The sequence below is a fragment of the Pseudomonas sp. GW821-FHT05H12 genome (genome assembly GCF_059419385.1).
This window is the reverse complement of record NZ_JBWKRS010000001.1, coordinates 248,012-265,344: the sequence shown is the minus strand read 5'-3', so window position 1 is coordinate 265,344 and position 17,333 is coordinate 248,012. Positions and strand designations below refer to the sequence as shown.

Annotated in this window: 17 protein-coding genes and 1 pseudogene; 5 read left to right on the top strand and 13 right to left on the bottom strand. The window is 60.6% G+C overall.

Annotated elements, in window-relative coordinates; genetic code table 11:
* Window positions 1-72: 72 nt before the first annotated feature.
* The 5 genes from AC07SU_RS01225 to AC07SU_RS01205 form a co-directional block, all read right to left on the bottom strand.
* Window positions 73-660, bottom strand: a complete 588-nt coding sequence (locus AC07SU_RS01225; protein WP_494995933.1) for a hypothetical protein — start codon at window positions 658-660, stop codon at window positions 73-75.
* Between the two features lie 172 nt (window positions 661-832).
* Window positions 833-1,522, bottom strand: coding sequence for an arsenical resistance protein ArsH (gene arsH, locus AC07SU_RS01220; protein ID WP_494995932.1), 690 nt, complete (start codon window positions 1,520-1,522; stop codon window positions 833-835).
* Between the two features lie 14 nt (window positions 1,523-1,536).
* Entirely contained in the window at window positions 1,537-2,007 is a 471-nt protein-coding gene (locus AC07SU_RS01215) for an arsenate reductase ArsC (RefSeq protein ID WP_494995931.1), read from the bottom strand.
* 28 nt (window positions 2,008-2,035) lie between these two features.
* Window positions 2,036-3,319 (bottom strand): arsenic transporter, encoded by a 1,284-nt coding sequence (locus AC07SU_RS01210; protein WP_494995930.1) that lies wholly within the window; start codon window positions 3,317-3,319, stop codon window positions 2,036-2,038.
* 22 nt (window positions 3,320-3,341) lie between these two features.
* Complete coding sequence (locus AC07SU_RS01205) at window positions 3,342-3,689, bottom strand: metalloregulator ArsR/SmtB family transcription factor (protein WP_494995929.1); 348 nt, start codon at window positions 3,687-3,689, stop codon at window positions 3,342-3,344.
* A gap of 176 nt (window positions 3,690-3,865) precedes the next feature.
* Here AC07SU_RS01205 and AC07SU_RS01200 point away from each other — a divergent pair, with 176 nt between their 5' ends.
* A complete protein-coding gene (locus AC07SU_RS01200) occupies window positions 3,866-4,516 on the top strand; it encodes a hypothetical protein (RefSeq protein ID WP_494995928.1) in 651 nt (216 codons plus the stop codon).
* Between the two features lie 9 nt (window positions 4,517-4,525).
* Here the strand turns inward: AC07SU_RS01200 and AC07SU_RS01195 are convergent, their stop codons facing one another.
* Genes AC07SU_RS01195 through AC07SU_RS01185 form a run of 3 tightly spaced genes read right to left on the bottom strand, consistent with a single transcriptional unit; the run spans window position 4,526 to window position 6,941 of the window.
* Window positions 4,526-5,122 carry a hypothetical protein gene (locus AC07SU_RS01195; RefSeq protein WP_494995927.1) on the bottom strand — a complete coding sequence of 199 codons (597 nt, stop codon included), beginning with the start codon at window positions 5,120-5,122 and terminating at the stop codon, window positions 4,526-4,528.
* A 45-nt stretch (window positions 5,123-5,167) separates the two neighbouring features.
* The gene (locus AC07SU_RS01190; RefSeq protein ID WP_494995926.1) at window positions 5,168-5,461 is read right to left on the bottom strand and encodes a hypothetical protein; all 294 of its coding nucleotides are present in this window, start codon (window positions 5,459-5,461) and stop codon (window positions 5,168-5,170) included.
* A 46-nt stretch (window positions 5,462-5,507) separates the two neighbouring features.
* Window positions 5,508-6,941, bottom strand: coding sequence for an MFS transporter (locus tag AC07SU_RS01185; protein WP_494995925.1), 1,434 nt, complete (start codon window positions 6,939-6,941; stop codon window positions 5,508-5,510).
* A gap of 127 nt (window positions 6,942-7,068) precedes the next feature.
* Between AC07SU_RS01185 and AC07SU_RS01180 the strand changes: the two genes are divergently transcribed.
* Window positions 7,069-7,698 carry a helix-turn-helix transcriptional regulator gene (locus AC07SU_RS01180; protein WP_218172604.1) on the top strand — a complete coding sequence of 210 codons (630 nt, stop codon included), beginning with the start codon at window positions 7,069-7,071 and terminating at the stop codon, window positions 7,696-7,698.
* Window positions 7,699-7,813: 115 nt separating this feature from the next.
* Here AC07SU_RS01180 and AC07SU_RS01175 read toward each other — a convergent pair whose 3' ends face one another.
* A complete protein-coding gene (locus AC07SU_RS01175) occupies window positions 7,814-9,307 on the bottom strand; it encodes a methyl-accepting chemotaxis protein (RefSeq protein WP_494995924.1) in 1,494 nt (497 codons plus the stop codon).
* Window positions 9,308-9,435: 128 nt separating this feature from the next.
* On the bottom strand, window positions 9,436-9,924 hold the full coding sequence (locus tag AC07SU_RS01170; protein WP_494995923.1) for an Lrp/AsnC family transcriptional regulator: 489 nt from the start codon (window positions 9,922-9,924) through the stop codon (window positions 9,436-9,438).
* Between the two features lie 121 nt (window positions 9,925-10,045).
* Between AC07SU_RS01170 and AC07SU_RS01165 the strand changes: the two genes are divergently transcribed.
* From AC07SU_RS01165 to AC07SU_RS01155, 3 genes are all read left to right on the top strand, one after another.
* Window positions 10,046-11,080: a histone deacetylase family protein gene (locus AC07SU_RS01165; RefSeq protein ID WP_494995922.1), complete on the top strand. Its 1,035-nt coding sequence runs from the start codon at window positions 10,046-10,048 to the stop codon at window positions 11,078-11,080.
* Window positions 11,081-11,139: 59 nt separating this feature from the next.
* Complete coding sequence (locus tag AC07SU_RS01160; protein ID WP_494995921.1) at window positions 11,140-12,555, top strand: amino acid permease; 1,416 nt, start codon at window positions 11,140-11,142, stop codon at window positions 12,553-12,555.
* 74 nt (window positions 12,556-12,629) lie between these two features.
* Window positions 12,630-13,058, top strand: coding sequence for a TOBE domain-containing protein (locus AC07SU_RS01155; RefSeq protein ID WP_155585186.1), 429 nt, complete (start codon window positions 12,630-12,632; stop codon window positions 13,056-13,058).
* A gap of 40 nt (window positions 13,059-13,098) precedes the next feature.
* Here the strand turns inward: AC07SU_RS01155 and AC07SU_RS01150 are convergent, their stop codons facing one another.
* The 3 genes and pseudogenes from AC07SU_RS01150 to AC07SU_RS01140 form a co-directional block, all read right to left on the bottom strand.
* Window positions 13,099-13,569, bottom strand: a complete 471-nt coding sequence (locus AC07SU_RS01150; protein WP_494996018.1) for a cytochrome P460 family protein — start codon at window positions 13,567-13,569, stop codon at window positions 13,099-13,101.
* 14 nt (window positions 13,570-13,583) lie between these two features.
* Window positions 13,584-14,612, bottom strand: a complete 1,029-nt coding sequence (locus tag AC07SU_RS01145) for an alpha/beta fold hydrolase (protein WP_494995920.1) — start codon at window positions 14,610-14,612, stop codon at window positions 13,584-13,586.
* Between the two features lie 132 nt (window positions 14,613-14,744).
* Window positions 14,745-17,303: pseudogene (locus tag AC07SU_RS01140) on the bottom strand (autotransporter family protein).
* Between the last annotated feature and the right edge of the window lie 30 nt (window positions 17,304-17,333).

Genomic DNA, 17,333 nt, shown 5'->3' with positions numbered 1-17,333 from the left:
TCTGCATGTCAGTCATTGCCAGTGGGCAGTGAAGAAGAGCAGCGTTTGAAGCGGCCGCTGTGCACCAGGTGCTCAGTCTTGCTTATACGCCTGGGTGTTGATCAGTTTGCCTGAGGTATCAAATAAAAATGCCACCGTGATAGTGCTTTGGACTTTATAAAGATAGACGTATCGACCATCCGGGTTTTTGTTCTCATGAAATGGCGAACCCAAGCAGCTTCGGATCTGCTGTGAAGTGGCTTCGCCTGCCTTGTAATCGCCGATTTTTTGAGGGCAATCTGCAGGCGGCGCAGAACTTTGCTGATTCATTTTCTTTATTTCAAAATCAGCGCTGCCCATGCCCTTTTCTTTGAAGGTTATCAAGAACGAAGAACGGGCACCTTGCGACTCGACAACCCACATTTCCCGCCAAGCTCTGGCGCCAGGGCTGCCAACAGGTTGCTGGATCACGAACTTCAGTATTTTTGTTTCTGCAGTAAACGCGGGTGCGCCGAGTATGTTCTGCAGGCCGGCGGTGGTGTCAGACGCCAACTTTTCATTGGTCAGTGTCCCTTCACTGGCAACGTTTGGCTTGATGCTGGAGACCGGCTGCAACTGGGAAGAGGTTTCGCAGCCGGATAACACGAAGGCAAAAACAATGGCGGCAAGTTTTAAACGCATCTAATCACTCCTTGATTGAGACCGGCTGACCATCTGGGCTCGTAGCCTCGCTGGTAATATCCATGTGCTATCACTGTATCCAACCCCGGCGTCTTGTCAAATACGGCCGGTCATTAATGTTCGGCCATAGCGCGAGAAGACGCTGAGGGGTTTCGCGGTAGACATGACCGCCTCAAATCGAACGCTGATTGACCCGCGCCATCAGTTGCTCCGCCGTCTCCTTTCGCTCCGAGTAACGATCCACCAAAAAATTCTGTTGGTCTCGCAGCAGCAAGGTGAACTTCACCAGTTCCTCCATCACGTCAACGACGCGGTCGTAGAACGGTGACGGTTTCATCCGTCCGGCCTCATCGAACTCCATGTAGGCCTTGGGCACCGAGGATTGGTTGGGGATGGTGAACATGCGCATCCAGCGCCCCAGCACGCGCAGTTGGTTGACCACGTTAAAGGACTGGGAGCCGCCACACACTTGCATCACCGCCAGGGTCTTGCCCTGGGTCGGGCGGACGGCGCCCAGCTCCAGGGGGATCCAGTCGATCTGCGCCTTGAACACGGCCGACATCGCGCCGTGGCGTTCCGGCGAGCACCAGACTTGTCCTTCGGACCACAACACCAATTCGCGCAACGCTTGCACCTTAGGATGTTCCACCGGGGCATCGTCTGGCAGGGGCAAGCCACTGGGGTTGAAAATACGCACCTCGGCGCCAAAGCACTCCAGCAGGCGCGCGGCTTCTTCAACCAGGAGGCGACTGAAGGAACGCTCGCGAGTCGATCCGTATAACAACAGGATGCGTGGTTTGTGGCCTGATGCTGGCAAATCTGGGAACAGGCTAGGGTCGAGGTTAGGTGGGTGTTCTGACATGAATCCTCCTGAGATTAGAGCGTGCCGATGCGATCGAGCTCAGACTTGAGCTGGTCGCGGTTGAGCTGGGCAAAAGGCAGTTCGAGGAAGGCTTTGCAGCGTTGTTCGATGGTCGCCAGTGTCGCGTGGAACGCGGCCTCGATTTGCGCTTCGTCGCCGCGCACGTCGGACGGGTCTTCCAGCCCCCAATGGGATTTCAACGCTGGGCCGAAGTACACCGGGCAAGCTTCGCCCGCTGCCTTGTCGCAGACGGTGACGACGATGTCTGGCGGGTTGCCTTCAAAGGCGTCATTGCCTTTGCTGTGCAAGCCGTCGATGGAGATGCCGGCCTGCTGTAAGGTCGTCAGGCTGCGGGGCAACACCTGACCCTTGGGGAAACTGCCGGCGCTCACCGCTTCAAAGCCAGCGGGGGCCAGGTGGTTGAACACAGCTTCGGACAGGATGCTGCGGCAGCTGTTGGCCGTGCACATGAACAGGACTCGCATGGGGTGCTCCTTTCGCTTGGGGCGGTTGTCAAAGGCTCAGGCGCAGGGCCAGGGCCGAGAGGGTGATCAACAGAACCGGAAGGGTCAGCAGCGCGCCAACCTTGAAGTAATAACCCCAGGTGATGCGCATGCCTTTGCGCGCCAGCACGTGCAGCCAGAGCAGCGTGGCCAGGCTGCCGATGGGGGTGATTTTCGGGCCGAGGTCGCAGCCGATGATGTTGGCGTAGATCATCGCCTCGCGAACAACGCCATCCGCGTTGCTGGCCTGAATCGACAGCGCGCCGATCAACACGCTTGGCATGTTGTTCATCACCGACGACAGCAACGCCGACAGCAGGCCGGTGCCAAGGGTAGCGGCCCACAGGCCTTGTCCGGCCAGGTGGTCGAGGACCCGGGCGAGCCAATCGGTCAGGCCGGCATTCTTCAGGCCATACACCACCAGGTACATACCCAGCGAGAACACCACGATCTGCCACGGGGCTTCGCGCAGCACCCGTCGCGTCGAGATTCGGTGGCCCTTGGCGGCGACCGCGAACAGCAAGGCCGCGCAGGCAGCCGCGACGGCGCTGACGGGAATGCCCAGTGGTTCGAGTGCGAACAGGCCGACCAACAGCATCAACAACGTCCAGCCACCGACGATGAAGGTGGCGCGGTCACGAATGGCCGCTTTGGGTTCTTGCAACGCATCCAGCGCATAACGAGGGGGCACGTCGCGACGGAAATACACAAACAGCACCAGCAGGGTGGCAGCGACGCTGACCAGGCTCACCGGCACCATCACCGAGGCGTACTCGGTGAAACCCAGCCCGAAGTAGTCGGCGGAGACGATGTTCACCAGGTTGGACACCACCAGCGGCAGGCTGGCGGTGTCGGCAATGAACCCGGCGGCCATGACAAACGCCAGGGTCGCGGCGGGGGAAAAGCGCAACGCCAGCAGCATCGACATCACGATGGGCGTGAGGATCAGCGCCGCGCCATCATTGGCAAACACGGCGGACACGGCAGCGCCCAACAGGACACAGAAGGCGAACAACCGATAGCCGCTGCCTTTCGCCCAACGCGCCACATGCAGCGCGGCCCATTCGAAGAAACCGGCTTCATCCAGCAACAGGCTGATGATGATCACCGCGATAAAGGTGGCGGTCGCATTCCAGACGATGGCCCATACCGTCGGGATGTCCTGCAGCGACACCGCGCCCACTGCCAGCGCGATCAGCGCACCGACCGTGGCGCTCCAGCCAACGCCGAGGCCCTTGGGTTGCCAGATGACGAGCACGAGGGTGAATACAAAAACAGCCACGGCGACAAACATTGAACACTCACTCGATCAGGGGTCAGCAGCAGGCCGCTTCGCGCACGGGCCGGCCATCCATGTTTTGCAGGCGTGAAGCGTTGCCCTTGAGCCAGCCCGCGTTGGCCTTGGACGTCACATGCAGAACCTCGTGAACCCAAGCGGGCAGGTCCGGATTGAGGCGGTAATAGACCCACTGGCCCTGGCGGCGATCCAGCAACAACCCGCTGCTGCGCAGCTGGGCGAGGTGGCGGCTGATTTTCGGCTGGCTGTCGTCGAGCGCACACATCAGCTCGCAGACGCACAGCTCACCTTGATCGGCAATCAGCAGGGTGGCCCGCACGCGGGTCTCGTCAGACAGGCTCTTGAAGACTTCGGGGGGTGTGATCATGGGAGGCTCGGTAAATATGGATAACCGAATATACGGATATCCATATATTTAAATCAAGCACGAATTTCGCCGAGCGCCTGCGCTTTGATCGGTGAGGGGCTTGAGCAAAAAACTCAGGGCCTTGAATCCCGTGCGTCAATCGAGAAAACTCCACCGCACAATGTGAGGAGCCCGCAATGCAAGGAACAGCGTTTCAGGTCGTGCGAATCGACCAGATCCACGAAATAGTTTCGCCTACCGTAGACGCACTTCTGCTGCCATCGGGTTTTGAAGTACAAGGCCCATTGTCCTGGGTGCGCAGTGCTGATGCCCCCATCCGGCAGATCTTTCGCCTGGCGCAGTGGAAGGGCGGTGCGCTCGCGCCTTCATGGGGGTTGTCCCTGGATTTTGTCTCGCACCTGTCCGGCAATGACTTCAAGTGGCACAGAACTGTGAAGTCGGCGCGACCTGACCTGACGTTTGATGTGCGTGATCGGGCGCTTGATATTTCCTATAGCTACGGGCCCGAAACCATTGCGAAGTGCGCACCCGATATCCTCAGGGCAGTTATTCCAACCGCAGAATCCTTCTGGAACTCGGCGCGTTCGATAGCCGACCTGCCCAATGCTTTTGAGCGGGTCAGGCAGCATCTGTCGACAGGGGGATTGGGTTTCTACAACTACACGCAACACCCGCTTGCCTACGCTTTTGTGCTGGCCAGGAACGGCAAGCCCGATGCTGCTGAACAAGAGTTTCAGCGCTACTCACCGCGTCTTTCAGCGGCGGCGCAAAAGAAGCTTCGCACGTTGTTCGTTGATGCAGGGGGTTACCCAGGGGCGAGTGATTAACCGAATGAATCACCCACGTTGAAGCGTCTTTTGAATGGCCTTCAGTACCGCAGCGATGTGCCAGGTTTCAGGTCCGATGGCCGTGGCGCCTTTCGGTTCTGAAACCAATTCAATGTCCGTTGGTATCCCTTCCTCAGCCAGCAAGCACTTGGCCTCTTCCAGGTGTCTGTGTATGCCCGTCAACCACTGGCGACCCGTAACCGAAAGGAGAGCGAAGCTCTCGGTGTAAGAGCACGACAGCGTTTGCCGCAACTTGATCACCAAAGCTTTGTCCACACGAGAGAACGTCGGGCACAGCACATAGCTATTGCCGGCGGCAGCCTGCAGATATCGCTTGTCATACAGGTATTGGTCCACCGTAAAGCAACTGGCTACCGTCTCCAGCGCCCCGGTGTGTACGTCCACTAGGTGCGCGTTGACGCCGACGTAGCAGTATTCGGTTTTGCCGTGCAGCACGCATTCTTCGGTATTGCAGCGCACCACCCAGTAGTCGCGGTTGGCAGAGAGTTCGCAGAACGAAATGGCAAATCGCTCCGGGCGACCCTCTCTGAAGGAGCCTTCATGAAGGTCAAGGACGATAGCGCTGGCTTGTTGTGCGGATAGCATCTGGGTACTCAGGTGATCATTTTGAAGGTTAAGGTCACGGAAAACTTACTTCAATTTTTCCACCACCACGTTCGTGGCTTCAATTTCGATATCGCCGAAATCACCTTCCAGGATCAGTACGTTGTCTGCAAGGCTGATGCCCTCTAACTCTCCAAGGCCAGCGCGGGCGTGCAAGTTCAATGCGCCAAGCCGGATAGCCAGTTTAAGTCCATCGTCGTTCCAGGCCCTCAACTTGCAATAAGCACCGTCCTGCAAGCTGACGGTCATTTCAAAGAAACGATGGGCTTGGTCAATCGAGATCGACAGGATGTTGCTTTCTTCCAGGGCTTGAATGTTCATCGGCAGGTCTCTTTCGTTTGACGGCATTCTGCTGGAAACCCAAGGGTCAGTGCTGAGAAACCGCCAACTCACCGCTATCTTCCTTGGCCCGCGTCGCCCGAACCGCCATCACCAGCGCCAACATCGGTGCCAGGGTAAATACGGCGAACAACCAGCGCGCCGCATTGGCGACACCCGCATCGCCGGCTGCGTCGTTGATGCCCGCCATATTGGATATCACACCCGCAAGTGCCGCACCCAGCGCCATGGCAAACAGTTGCAGCGTGGTAATCGACGATGCAGCGGTGTCCTGATCCTGGGTCGAGGCCACTTGCAGGATGCGTGTCAGCAGGTGCGGCCAGCCCAGGCCGATACCGAATCCCACCAAAAACAACCCCAGGCAGATAGGCGCCAGGAGCGCCCAATCACCTCCACTTGCCGTGGGTGTGGTGATCGCCAATATCACCAACCCGGCGACGATCAGCAGCGGCCCTGCAAGGATGGCGCGATGGGCGCCGCGCCCGGTCCAGCCGGAGCTGAGGATCTCCGATATCGTCCAGCCTGCCGCCATCAACGCCGCCATGTAGCCGGCCACCAACGGTGATTGGCCGTGCAGGTGCTGCAGGAAATACGGCATGAAAATCTCGCTGCTCATGCCGATCACCAGCAGGCAGGTGGTGGCGTAGAGCGCGCAGAGTGGGGTGCTGAATTTCAGCGCGTCTCGTGGCAGCAATCGCACAGCGGCGCGGGATTCCTGGCGGATCAACAGCAGCACCAGCACGGCACAGGTTGCGATGCCCAGCAGGTTCCAGCTCGGCAGCGGCGAAACGCTGCCCGCACACACCGCCAACACCGCCGCAGCCAGCAGCACAAGTTGAGCCACCGGCAGGCGTGTGGCGGTGGTCGCCGCGTTATCTCGAGGTGGCAGCGCCCGGCTGGTGAGCACGATGTAGGCCAGGCTCACCGGTACCATCGCGCCAAAGGCGTAGCGCCAGGCGTCCATTTCGGCAAACACGCCGCCCACGGCCGGGCCCACCAGTGTCGCCACGCCCCACATGCCCGACACCAACGCCATCGCGCGCGGCCACAGGCGTTCCTCAAACACCAGTTGAATCATTGAGTAGCACAGGGCAAGCAAGACACCACCGCCCAGGCCTTGGATCGACCGCCCGACCAGCATCACCGGCATGCTGGGTGCCAAGGCGCAGATCATCACACCCGCCATGAACACCAGGGTCGCAACCGCATAGGCCAGGCGCGGCCCGCTGCGTAGCAGCAGCTTGGAGGTGAGGGCCGAGCCCAGGATCGAGGCCACCACATACAGCGTGGTGCTCCAGGCATACAGCTCCAGCCCGCCGATTTCGGCCACCACCGACGGCAAAATGGTGGTGGCGATATAGGTGTTGGTAGCGTACAGCGCAATGCCCCCCGAGAGGGCAAGGGAGCGGGCGGCGTTCCTGCCACGGAGCAATTCGCCCCAACTGCTGTTCTGGGTGTCCATCCACAATTCCTTGTCATACGGGCGCCGGTAGGCCCCGATGGTTTGCATGAGCGTCAGGCTTGGGTTAATTTGCCAAGCAATTGCTTTGAATATTGCGGTGGGGCTAAATATTTTGTCAAGAAATGACTTGGAAAACTCTTCGGCGTCTCCGGCTGATCGCATCTTGCACCTGCTCAAGACCCGTGGCCCGCAGCTGGCCGCCGATGCGGGCGTATTCCTCGGCACCAGCGGTGAGGCTGCGCGCCAGCAACTGGTGAAACTGGCGGCCAGCGGCCTGGTACAGGCCACTTCTGAGGTGCGCGGGGTAGGGCGCCCGACGCAGGTGTGGCAACTCACGGCCCAGGGGCATGCACGCTTTCCGGACACCCACTCGGACCTGACCCTGCAACTGCTGCAGACCGTGCGCGAAACCTTCGGCGAGGCCGCCATCGATCGCCTGATCGACGTGCGCGAGCGCCAGACTCAAGCCTTGTATGAGCAAGAAATGGAAGGGTTGGCGGACCTGAAGGCACGGGTCGAACGGCTGGCCACGCTGCGAACCCGTGAAGGCTATATGGCCGAATGGAGCGAACAACCCGACGGCGCCTTGATCCTGGTGGAAAACCACTGCCCGATCTGTGCCGCCGCCACGGCATGCCAGGGCTTTTGCCGGGCGGAGTTGCAGGTGTTCGAGCAGGTGCTGCAAGCCAAAGTGGAGCGGGTGGAACACATCCAACTGGGGGCGAGGCGATGTGCGTATCGGGTGATGCCCGCCTGACGTTTATCCCCGTCCTCTGTAGGAGCCGGCTTGCCGGCGATGGCATCGACGGGGTGCTACTGATGCACCGCGTTGCATGCATCGCCGGCAAGCCAGCGCCTACAGGGGAGCGCGCTTATTGGTGAAAGCGCCGCCCCAACGCATCCAGCCGCACCGCAATCACCGGCAACTGCTCACTGCTCCTGGCCAGCAACTCCACGTCGTCCGCCGTGCTCTGGGCAATGCCTTGCACCGCCTGCAACCGCCCCACAATCTCCAGATTGGCTGACGTCTGCTCCCGCGTCGTACTTACGATCCGCCCATTCAATTCATCGATATGCGCAATGTCATTGCCCACGGCTTGCAGCATGTCCACTGCGACCTGGCTGTCTTCCACGCACCGTTCCACCCCCTGGCGGCTGTCGTGCATGGCTTCCACGGCTTGGCGGCTGCCGTGTTGCAAGCCTTCGATGATGGTCTTGATTTCCTGGGTGGAAACGGCGGTGCGTTGGGCCAGGCTGCGCACTTCGTCGGCGACCACGGCAAAACCGCGGCCTTGTTCACCGGCGCGGGCGGCTTCGATGGCGGCGTTGAGGGCGAGGAGGTTGGTCTGGTTGGCGATGCTGTTGATCACTTCGAGCACGGTGCCGATCTGTTCGGCCTGTACCGCCAGGCCTTGCACGGTTTCGTGGGTGCCGTTGAGGCGGGAGGCCAATTGAGTGATTTCGTGTTGCGCACGGCCGACACTTTGCTGGCCGCGCACGATTTGCTGGCTGGCCTTGCCCGCGTGTTCGACGGCTTGTTCGACGTGCACGGCGATGTGGCCCATGGCGTCTTCCATGCGCTGCATCGAGCCGGTCATCTGAGTGATTTCTGCCAGCTGGTGCCTCGCACCTTTTTCCAGGGTGCCGCTGGCACTGGCCAGTTCCTGGCCCAGCTGGCCGAGGCCGTGGGAGTCGCGGGTGACGCCATCGATCAGGTGGGTGATCTGCTGCAGGAAGTGATCAAAGCGCTTGGCCAGTGACACATGCACCTTGCCTTCGCCCTGGCTGGTCTGGGAGGTGAATTGCGAGGTGACGGCCAGCATTTTTTCGAGCATTTCCTGGCTCTCGACCGCTTCGGCCTGGCTGTGCACGGCGAGGTAGAGCAGGGCGACGGTTTCCATCACCACGTAGAACGCATGCACGAACACCATCCCCCAGCCGCCGTGATGATCCATCACAAACACCGGGAAGCCCTGATGCTGCAAGGCATGGAACACCACGTGGTGTACCGCGATGGTGAGGGCAGCCACCAGGATCGGCAGCCAGTCGCGGTAAAACGTAAGCACCGCCAGCAGGGCGAAGATGCCGAAGTGGGATTCGATCACACCCTGGGCCTGGTTGATGTGCAGGGCGGCCATGACCATCAGGCCTGCGCCGAGTGCGCAGCGCATCACGCGGGTGCCTGAAAGGGCACGGTAAAGCGCGGTCAGTACAACAGCGGTGCCGCCGCCGATGATCACCGCTTGCAGCAAGGTGTCGTGCCAGAACGCCAGGCCCACGGAGAACAAAAACATCAGCCAGATCAACGCCAGCATGATGCGGTCGGCCTTGCGGTAATGCTCGAGAAAACGCGTACGGACAGGCATGCAGGCTTACTCCATGTAATCGTAAGAGGATCTGGCGTGCGCGGGGCGAGTGTTCGGATTCAATACTGCAAGTCAGTTATCGGCCTGGTCGAGTAGGACTTTAAACGGGCCAGGCGCTGTTCGAAGCCTTAGCGCCCCGCAATCGCCACCCGACTCGTCGCCTTCACTTCCTTCAACGCCAGGCTCGACTGGATCGACGCAATCCCCAGCTGCCGGCGCAGCACGTTCTCGACAAATTCGCTGTAGCTGTCGAGGTCCTCGGCGAGTACCTGCAGCAGGTAATCCGCATCGCCGGTGATCTTGTGGCACGCCAGCACCTGGGGCAGCTCGCGCATCACGGCCTCGAACGCGTCCGGCGCCTGGTCGGCATGGATGGCAAAGCGCACGTGCACGAAGGCCAGGATGTTCAGCCCGAGCAGCTTGCGATCGAGGTTGGCCTGGTAGTCCTTGATCACGCCTTCTTCTTCCAGGCGCTTGCGGCGACGCCAGCACGGCGTGAGGCTCAGGGACAGGCGCTCGCTGAGTTGGGCGTTGGAAATGCTGGCGTCTTCCTGCAGCAGGGCGAGGATGGCGAGATCAGTATCATCAAGAGCGACCTGCTTGGTTTTATTTTTCATTTATCGGTGCTGTAAGGGTAAAAAGTTCCGAATAAGCTAACAGTGGTGGAATTAAAAGCAAAGAAAGCCCGGCGTCGCCAGAACAAAATAGACCCTGTCTTTTACTGGCGGAACCTCAGCAATGTTGACTGTTTTTAGTGATGACCACCGTTTGCACCATGGCACCGAATTGAAAGATGGCGTGCTCAAACCTTCGTTCGAACAACCCAGCCGAGCGGACACGGTGCGTGACCGGGTACAACGGGTGGGGCTGGGCGAGATCATCGTGCCGCGCACCTTCGACCGCGCCTGCTACGTCAATGCCCACAGCGAACGCTATGTGACCTTCCTCGAAACCGCCTGGGCCGAATGGACCGCCATTGGCCGCAGCCATGACGCACTGCCGCTGGTGTGGCCGGTGCGCGACCTGGCCAACCAGCAGGTGCCGGAGTTCATCGATGGCAAGCTGGGCTTCTTCGCCATGGACGCCGGCTCGCCGATCACCCGCACCACCTGGAACGCGGTGAAAACCAGCGCGGATATCGCACTGACTGGCCTGGCGCTGATCGATGAAGGCCAGCACAGCGCCTTCGCCCTGTGCCGTCCACCTGGGCACCATGCGGCACGCGAATACATGGGCGGTTATTGCTACCTCAACAACGCCGCAATTGCCGCGCAACAGGCCATCACCCAGGGCGCCAAGCGCGTGGCGGTGCTGGACGTGGACTTCCACCATGGCAACGGCACGCAGAACATTTTCTATGATCGCCCCGACGTGATGTTCATCTCGTTGCACGGCGAGCCGAGCGTGTCCTATCCGTACTTTTCCGGCCATGCCCACGAGCGCGGTGCCGGGGCGGGAGAGGGCTTCAACCTCAATTACCCGTTGCCGAAAAACACCGATTGGGCCAGTTACCAAGTCGCCTTGCTTGACGCCTGTCGGCAATTGAAACACTTCGCCCCCGAAGTGCTGGTGATTTCCCTGGGCGTCGACACCTTCAAGGACGACCCCATCAGCCACTTCTTGCTCGACAGCCCGGACTTCATCGCCATGGGTGAACTCATCGCCGGTGTCGGCGTGCCAACGCTGTTCGTGATGGAGGGCGGCTACATGGTCGATGAGATCGGCATCAATGCCGTCAACGTGCTGCATGGCTTCGAAAACAAGAGCGCCTGAGCGCCACCGTTCAATCCTTTTTTCTGCCAAAACTCAAAAACATAACAAGAGGTTTTGTGATGAAAACAACCACGCCCGGGCTTGCCGAAAAGCCTGCGTTGCAACGCACCCTGAGTAACCGCCACATCCAGCTGATGGCCATGGGCGGTGCGATCGGCACGGGCCTGTTCATGGGTTCGGGCAAGATCATCGCGTTGTCCGGCACCTCGATCCTGCTGATCTACATGATCATCGGGTTGTTCGTGTACTTCGTGATGCGCGCCATGGGCGAGTTGCTGCTCTCCAACCTCAACTTCAAGAGTTTTGCCGACTTTGCCGGTGCGTACCTGGGGCCGCGCGCGGCGTTTTTCCTGGGCTGGTCGTACTGGTTGAGCTGGAGCGTGGCGGTGGTGGGGGATGCGGTGGTGGTCGGCGGGTTCTTCCAGTACTGGTTCCCGCACGTGCCAGCGTGGATGCCGGCCGTGGGCATGTTGCTGACGCTGTTTGCGCTGAACGTGCTCACGGTCAAGCTGTTTGGCGAAGTAGAGTTCTGGTTCGCGATTATCAAGATCATCGCCGTGGTCACTTTGATAAGTGTGAGTGCGGTGCTGATTGCCAGCTCCTTTGTGTCGCCCACCGGTGTGACTGCCTCGCTGGGGCATTTGCTCGATCAACAGGCGGCGTTCCCCAATGGCTTGTTCGGATTTTTTGCCGGCTTCCAGATGGCGATCTTTTCCTTCGCAGGCACCGAGCTGATCGGCACCGCAGCGGCCGAAACCCGCGCACCGGAGAAGACTTTGCCCAAGGCGATCAACTCGATTCCGCTGCGCATCATCCTGTTTTATGTGCTGGCGCTGGCGTGCATCATTGCGGTCACCTCGTGGCAGCAGGTGTCGCCAAGCAAGAGCCCATTCGTGGAATTGTTTTTGGTGGCGGGGTTTCCGGCGGCGGCGGGTATCGTCAACTTCGTGGTACTGACCTCGGCGGCGTCGTCGGCCAACAGTGGCGTGTTTTCCGCCAGCCGCATGCTGTTCGGCCTGGCGGACCTTGGAGATGCGCCGGGGATCTTCCGACGCCTGTCCACCCGCAGCGTGCCGTTTATCAGCCTGGCGTTTACCACGCTGTTGATGTTGCTGGGGCTGGTGTTGCTGTTCGTGGTGCCGGAGGTGATGACCGCGTTTACGATCGTGTCGACGGTCTCGGCGATCCTGGTGATTTTTACCTGGTCGACTATTCTCGCCTCCTACATTGCCTACCGTAAAAAACGCCCGGACCTGCACGCCAAATCCCTCTACAAAATGCCCGGTGGTGTGCCGATGGCGTGGTTCTCCCTGGGGTTCCTGGCGTTCGTGCTGTGCCTGCTGGCGTTACGCCCGGACACTCGATTGGCACTGTGCGTGATGCCCGCGTGGTTTATCTGGCTGGGGATCGCCTACCAACTGTCGCATTTTCGCCAGCGTTTTAACCGGCGAGTGGCAGAGAGCAGGGCGCTATAGTTGTTTTTACACAACGCTACGTTTAATCATGCGCGGCAATTCCTAACCTATGAGTCAAGAAAAGGACGCTCCCCATGAAAGTCAGTGCACGCAACGTATTCAAAGGCCAGGTCAGCCAGGTTCAGGACGGTGCGGTCAACGCCGAAGTTGTCCTGACCCTGCCCGGTGGTGAGCAACTGGTGGCAGTCGTAACCATGGAAAGCGTGCGCAACCTGGGCATCGCCGTCGGCAAAGAAGCCGTGGCGCTGATCAAGGCGCCGTGGGTGATGCTGATGACCGAGTCCAGCGACATTCGGCTGTCGGCACGTAATTGCCTGGAAGGCAAAGTGCTGAGCGTCAACGACGGCGCGGTCAATGCCGAAGTGGTGATCGAGTTGGCCGGTGGTTCGAAGGTGTACTCCATCGTCACCCGCGACGCGGTGGCCGAGCTGGGCTTGGCACCGGGCGTGAGTGCCACGGCCGTGATCAAGGCCTCGCACATCATCCTGGGCGTGCCGGCCTGACGAGAAACGCAGAGGTCCGGTGACACCCGGACCTCCGCGCTCAAGGCGCCAGTTTGGTGAACACGTAGTCGCGATCTTTCACCAAGGCCTGGTGGCAGGCAAAGCACGTCTCGTGCTGGGCCTGGTCCACCGGCTTGCCATTGATGAACCGCCCGAAGCCCCAGCCGCCGGTGGCGGCGTACTTCTTCGAATCCTTGACCATGAACTGCACCGTGGTGGCCGCGCCCGGAATGGAGGCTGTCTTGAAGTCCGGTGACTGTTCGTGTTTCCACGCCAACTTGGCCAGTACCGTGCCATCGGGGAAAGGCAACTTGCCTTCCCGGTAGGCCTTGAGCGCAGCACTGTTGCCCAGCACCACGCGCAGCTCGTTCAACGGGTCGGCTTCCTGGGCGGGCGCCACCAGTTCCCATTGGCGGTAGCCGTCGGGAATGGTCACGCCGTAGATCGGCGAGGCGTTGTCGTCGGCGAACACCCACGGGCTGGCCGAGCCGACCAGCGCAATGACGGCCATGCACAGGCGCTTCATCACAGGTGGTCCGCGTCGATCACCGCCTTGGCAAACGCCTCGGGCGCCTCCTGCGGCAGGTTATGACCGATGCCACCGTTGATCAGGCGGAACTGATATTTGCCGGTGAAACGCTTGGCGTAGTCCTCTGGTGCCGGATGGGGCGCGCCGTTGGCATCGCCTTCCAACGTGATGGTGGGTACACCAATGGACGGCGACTGCGCGAGTTTCTGCTCCAGCGCCTCGTATTGGCTTTCGCCCTGGACCAGGCCCAGGCGCCAGCGGTAGTTGAAGACGGTGATGGCCACGTGATCCGGATTTTGCAGGCCTTTGGCGCTGCGGTCGAAAGTGGCGTCGTCGAATTTCCACTGGGGCGAGGCGGTCTGCCAGATCAGCTTGGCGAAGTCATGGGTGTTTTTCTGGTAGCCCGCTGCGCCGCGCTCGGTGGCGAAGTAGAACTGGTACCACCATTGCAATTCGGCTTTTGGCGGCAAGGGGTTCTTGCCGGCGGCCTGGTTGCCGATCAGGTAGCCGCTGACCGATACCAGCGCTTTGACCCGCTCCGGCCACAGTGCCGAAACGATATCCGCCGAGCGCGCGCCCCAGTCATAACCGCCCAGCACGGCTTGCTTGATCTTCAACGCATCCATGAAATCAATCACGTCCTGCGCCAGCGCGGCGGGCTCGCCATTGCGCAGGGTCTTATCCGACAGGAAGCGCGTGTCGCCATAGCCCCGGGCATAGGGCACCAGTACGCGGTAACCCTTGGCGGCGAGCAGTGGGGCTACGTTGGCGTAGCTGTCGATGTCGTAGGGCCAGCCGTGCAACAGGATGACCACCGGACCTGTGGCCGGGCCGACTTCGGCATAGGCCACATCCAACTGGCCGGCCTTGACGTGTTTAAGCGTGCTGAAGGCCGATTGGCTGACGGGCGCCGGAATGTTGATTTCGGGCATCTCGGCATGGGCTACGCCCAGGGCCCCGAACTGCAACAGCGCAAAGGCCAGAAAGAGTGGGCGTTTGGAGCGAGGGGTCAACTGAGTGTGCATGGCGAGCCTCCTGCGGCTTGATGTGTGCCTGGTGCTCAGTTGAACGCTGCGCTGTATCTGGCCTGTTTCAGAAAAGCCGCTGAATTAAAGGCGGTGTATCACAGCGGGCTCTGTACACACTGCGATACAAACCTAGAACGCCATTCTCAGTCCCACGGTACCTTCGCGCCCGTTGAGGGCGTTGCTGTCCAGGTTGCGGTTGTAGCCGACTTCACCATAGAGGCTGACGCCTTCGGCCACGTTCAGGGTGGCGCCCAGTTTGAGGTCCAGGGTGGTGGACTGCTGTTCGGTGTCGATGTCGGTGACGTCATTGAACCGCACCGTATGGGTCCCGGCGCTGGCGTGCCAGACATTGACACGCGCGTAGGGCTGCACAGGCAGGCCGCTGACCTGGTAGTTGCCTCGCAGCCTGGCGCCCACGCGGGTGACGAGGTTTGTGTCGGTATGGAAGGTGACATCGGAGAAACCGTCGTTCTGATTATCCAGGCGGGTGCGGTCAACAATGACTTGAGCCTGGGGTTCCAGCTCCCAATGGCGGCTCAGCGCAAATGGCCAGCCCACTTCAGCCGACGCCAGCAGGTTACTGCCCTGGGTTTTCATTTTCACACCCCGGTCGGAGGTGTTGTTGCCGTTCAAGCGCGTGCCCATCACCACCAGGTCCAAATACGCGCGGTTGGCGCCGATCTGCGTCCATTACACGCCCAGGCTGTCGCCACGCAAGGTGGTGCTGCCCGCGTCCTTATCCTGAAAACCTCCATTGAAACCCTTGACGTCGCCACTCAGGCGGCTGTGCCCGATAAACATACCCGCACGCCGGGTCTGGCCACTGCTGCCGGTGTCGGCGTACAGGTCGCTGCCCACCTGAAAGCCGGTGATCGAACTGTCCAGTGTCGGGCTGACTGTCCCGGTAAAGCTCTGGCGTGTGCTGCTGCCGTAAATCCTGCCCCAACCCGCCGGCGAAGCATCGGCCTGTTGTTGCGGGCTCTGGTCTCCCATACGCTCGTGGTAAGTGCCGAGCATGCCTTGCACGATTTGCTGGGTGGCGGGAAACAGCGCTGCGTAGACGGAAACCTCGGGGCGGTAGATGGGAATTGGGGTCAGGCCCGGGTTGGGTGGCAAAAGCGGAGTGCCAGGTACCGGTTCGGGCAGTGGCATGATAATCACCGGGTCTGGCGGTGTGACGGGGATGGTCGAGCGCAGGTAGTAGTTTTCTGCCGTGCCGGGCGTAACCCCGCCCTTGAACAGGTAATAGTCAAACGCGCCGGCCGACACCGGCGCGGCGAGTGAGAACGCCCCGGCGCTGCCCGTGGCGCCATTGATGGCCTGCACGACCTGGATGCCATCCTGCAAGGTCGTCGCACCTGTACCGCCCAACTTGGTGATGCGGATGCCGGTGTTGCCCTGGATCGTGCCCAGGCCGATCACCAGTTTGTCGCTGGCTGAGCCGTCGGTGCCCAACACGGTTTGCAGCGCAAGCGTGCCGCCCGTGCCGTTGTAGTTGCCATTGACGGTCAGCGTGTCGCCAGCCGTTGAGCTGCCAGTGATCATGTCGATCATGCCCCCATTGTTCAACTGCGCCAGTTTCCCGCTGGTAAATGCGCTGATTGCACCGGTATCGACGAGCAGTTTGCTGCTGCCATTGAGGGTCATGGTGCCGGTTCCGGTATCGACATCGCCGAGAACAAATGCGCCGCCAAGTTTGAAGGTGGCGTTGTTGTCCAGCGTGACAAGTTCCCAATTGGTATAGCGCCCGGGCGTGTCAGCCTGGGTGTTGTCAAACGTCAGGGTATCGACGCCTGTGCCGCCGTCGATCAGGGGCGTGGAAGACAACATGGATTGGTTGAGGTTTTGCAGCAGGGCGGTGTCGTTGTCCGGGCCCATCAGAATGAACCCATTGACGCTGCCGCCGCCGATCCAACTGAAGTGGTCGGTACCCGTGCTGGCGAGTATTTGCCCGTTGATCGTGCCGCCCGTGAGGGTGATCAAGTCTGTACCGCCGCTGGTGCTGACGTTGCCACCGATGTAGCTGGTGCCCGAAATCAGAATCGTGTCGTTGCCAAAGCCGGTTACCAGGTTGCCGATGATGGTCCCGCCACTCATGTCGAACAGGTTGTTATCCAGTTTCATGTCCACCCGGCCGATGCTGCCGCCGGTCATCTTTGCGTCATCACCGTCCTCGAACGCCCCGGTAATGGTGCCGCCGCTCATGAAAAACTTGTCGTGCCCATCGCCCTGGGCCACCGATGCAACAGTGCCCCCGCTGATGGAGAAACTGTCGACGCCATCCCCTTGAATGATCGCACCAGCTTGGCCTCCACTGATCTGCGCCACGTCAGCGCCTGCACCCTGCGTCACCGTGCCCGTCACGGTACCCAGGTTCAACCGGAAAATATTGGCGCCATCGCCCATGCCCACCGAGCCATTGATCGTGGCCCCGGCTGCATCCAACTGGAACAGGTCGTTACCCGCGCCCAGCGTCACATTGCCATTGATTTCCGCATTGCCACTGGGGAACAGCACTTCATTGTCACCGGTAGGCGCGTTGATGCCAGGGTCGGTGCCGCTGGTACAAGTGAACACTTGGCCGGAGGGGCCCGGGGTGACGACGCAGGCGGCTTGGGAAAACACGGGGAATATGGCCAAAATTGTCAAAACGACCGGGATCAGGTCCTGTCTGGAGTGTGAGCTCATGATCGTGTCCTCATGGCGCAGGGTGGTTCC

Bases quoted from the DNA above. Each gene is read 5' to 3' on its own strand.
- AC07SU_RS01225 (WP_494995933.1), bottom strand. From the start codon at position 660: ATGCGTTTAAAACTTGCCGCCATTGTTTTTGCCTTCGTGTTATCCGGC.
- arsH (WP_494995932.1), bottom strand. From the start codon at position 1,522: ATGTCAGAACACCCACCTAACCTCGACCCTAGCCTGTTCCCAGATTTG.
- AC07SU_RS01215 (WP_494995931.1), bottom strand. From the start codon at position 2,007: ATGCGAGTCCTGTTCATGTGCACGGCCAACAGCTGCCGCAGCATCCTG.
- AC07SU_RS01210 (WP_494995930.1), bottom strand. From the start codon at position 3,319: ATGTTTGTCGCCGTGGCTGTTTTTGTATTCACCCTCGTGCTCGTCATC.
- AC07SU_RS01205 (WP_494995929.1), bottom strand. From the start codon at position 3,689: ATGATCACACCCCCCGAAGTCTTCAAGAGCCTGTCTGACGAGACCCGC.
- AC07SU_RS01200 (WP_494995928.1), top strand. From the start codon at position 3,866: ATGCAAGGAACAGCGTTTCAGGTCGTGCGAATCGACCAGATCCACGAA.
- AC07SU_RS01195 (WP_494995927.1), bottom strand. From the start codon at position 5,122: ATGCTATCCGCACAACAAGCCAGCGCTATCGTCCTTGACCTTCATGAA.
- AC07SU_RS01190 (WP_494995926.1), bottom strand. From the start codon at position 5,461: ATGAACATTCAAGCCCTGGAAGAAAGCAACATCCTGTCGATCTCGATT.
- AC07SU_RS01185 (WP_494995925.1), bottom strand. From the start codon at position 6,941: ATGGACACCCAGAACAGCAGTTGGGGCGAATTGCTCCGTGGCAGGAAC.
- AC07SU_RS01175 (WP_494995924.1), bottom strand. From the start codon at position 9,307: ATGCCTGTCCGTACGCGTTTTCTCGAGCATTACCGCAAGGCCGACCGC.
- AC07SU_RS01170 (WP_494995923.1), bottom strand. From the start codon at position 9,924: ATGAAAAATAAAACCAAGCAGGTCGCTCTTGATGATACTGATCTCGCC.
- AC07SU_RS01165 (WP_494995922.1), top strand. From the start codon at position 10,046: ATGTTGACTGTTTTTAGTGATGACCACCGTTTGCACCATGGCACCGAA.
- AC07SU_RS01160 (WP_494995921.1), top strand. From the start codon at position 11,140: ATGAAAACAACCACGCCCGGGCTTGCCGAAAAGCCTGCGTTGCAACGC.
- AC07SU_RS01155 (WP_155585186.1), top strand. From the start codon at position 12,630: ATGAAAGTCAGTGCACGCAACGTATTCAAAGGCCAGGTCAGCCAGGTT.
- AC07SU_RS01150 (WP_494996018.1), bottom strand. From the start codon at position 13,569: ATGGCCGTCATTGCGCTGGTCGGCTCGGCCAGCCCGTGGGTGTTCGCC.
- AC07SU_RS01145 (WP_494995920.1), bottom strand. From the start codon at position 14,612: ATGCACACTCAGTTGACCCCTCGCTCCAAACGCCCACTCTTTCTGGCC.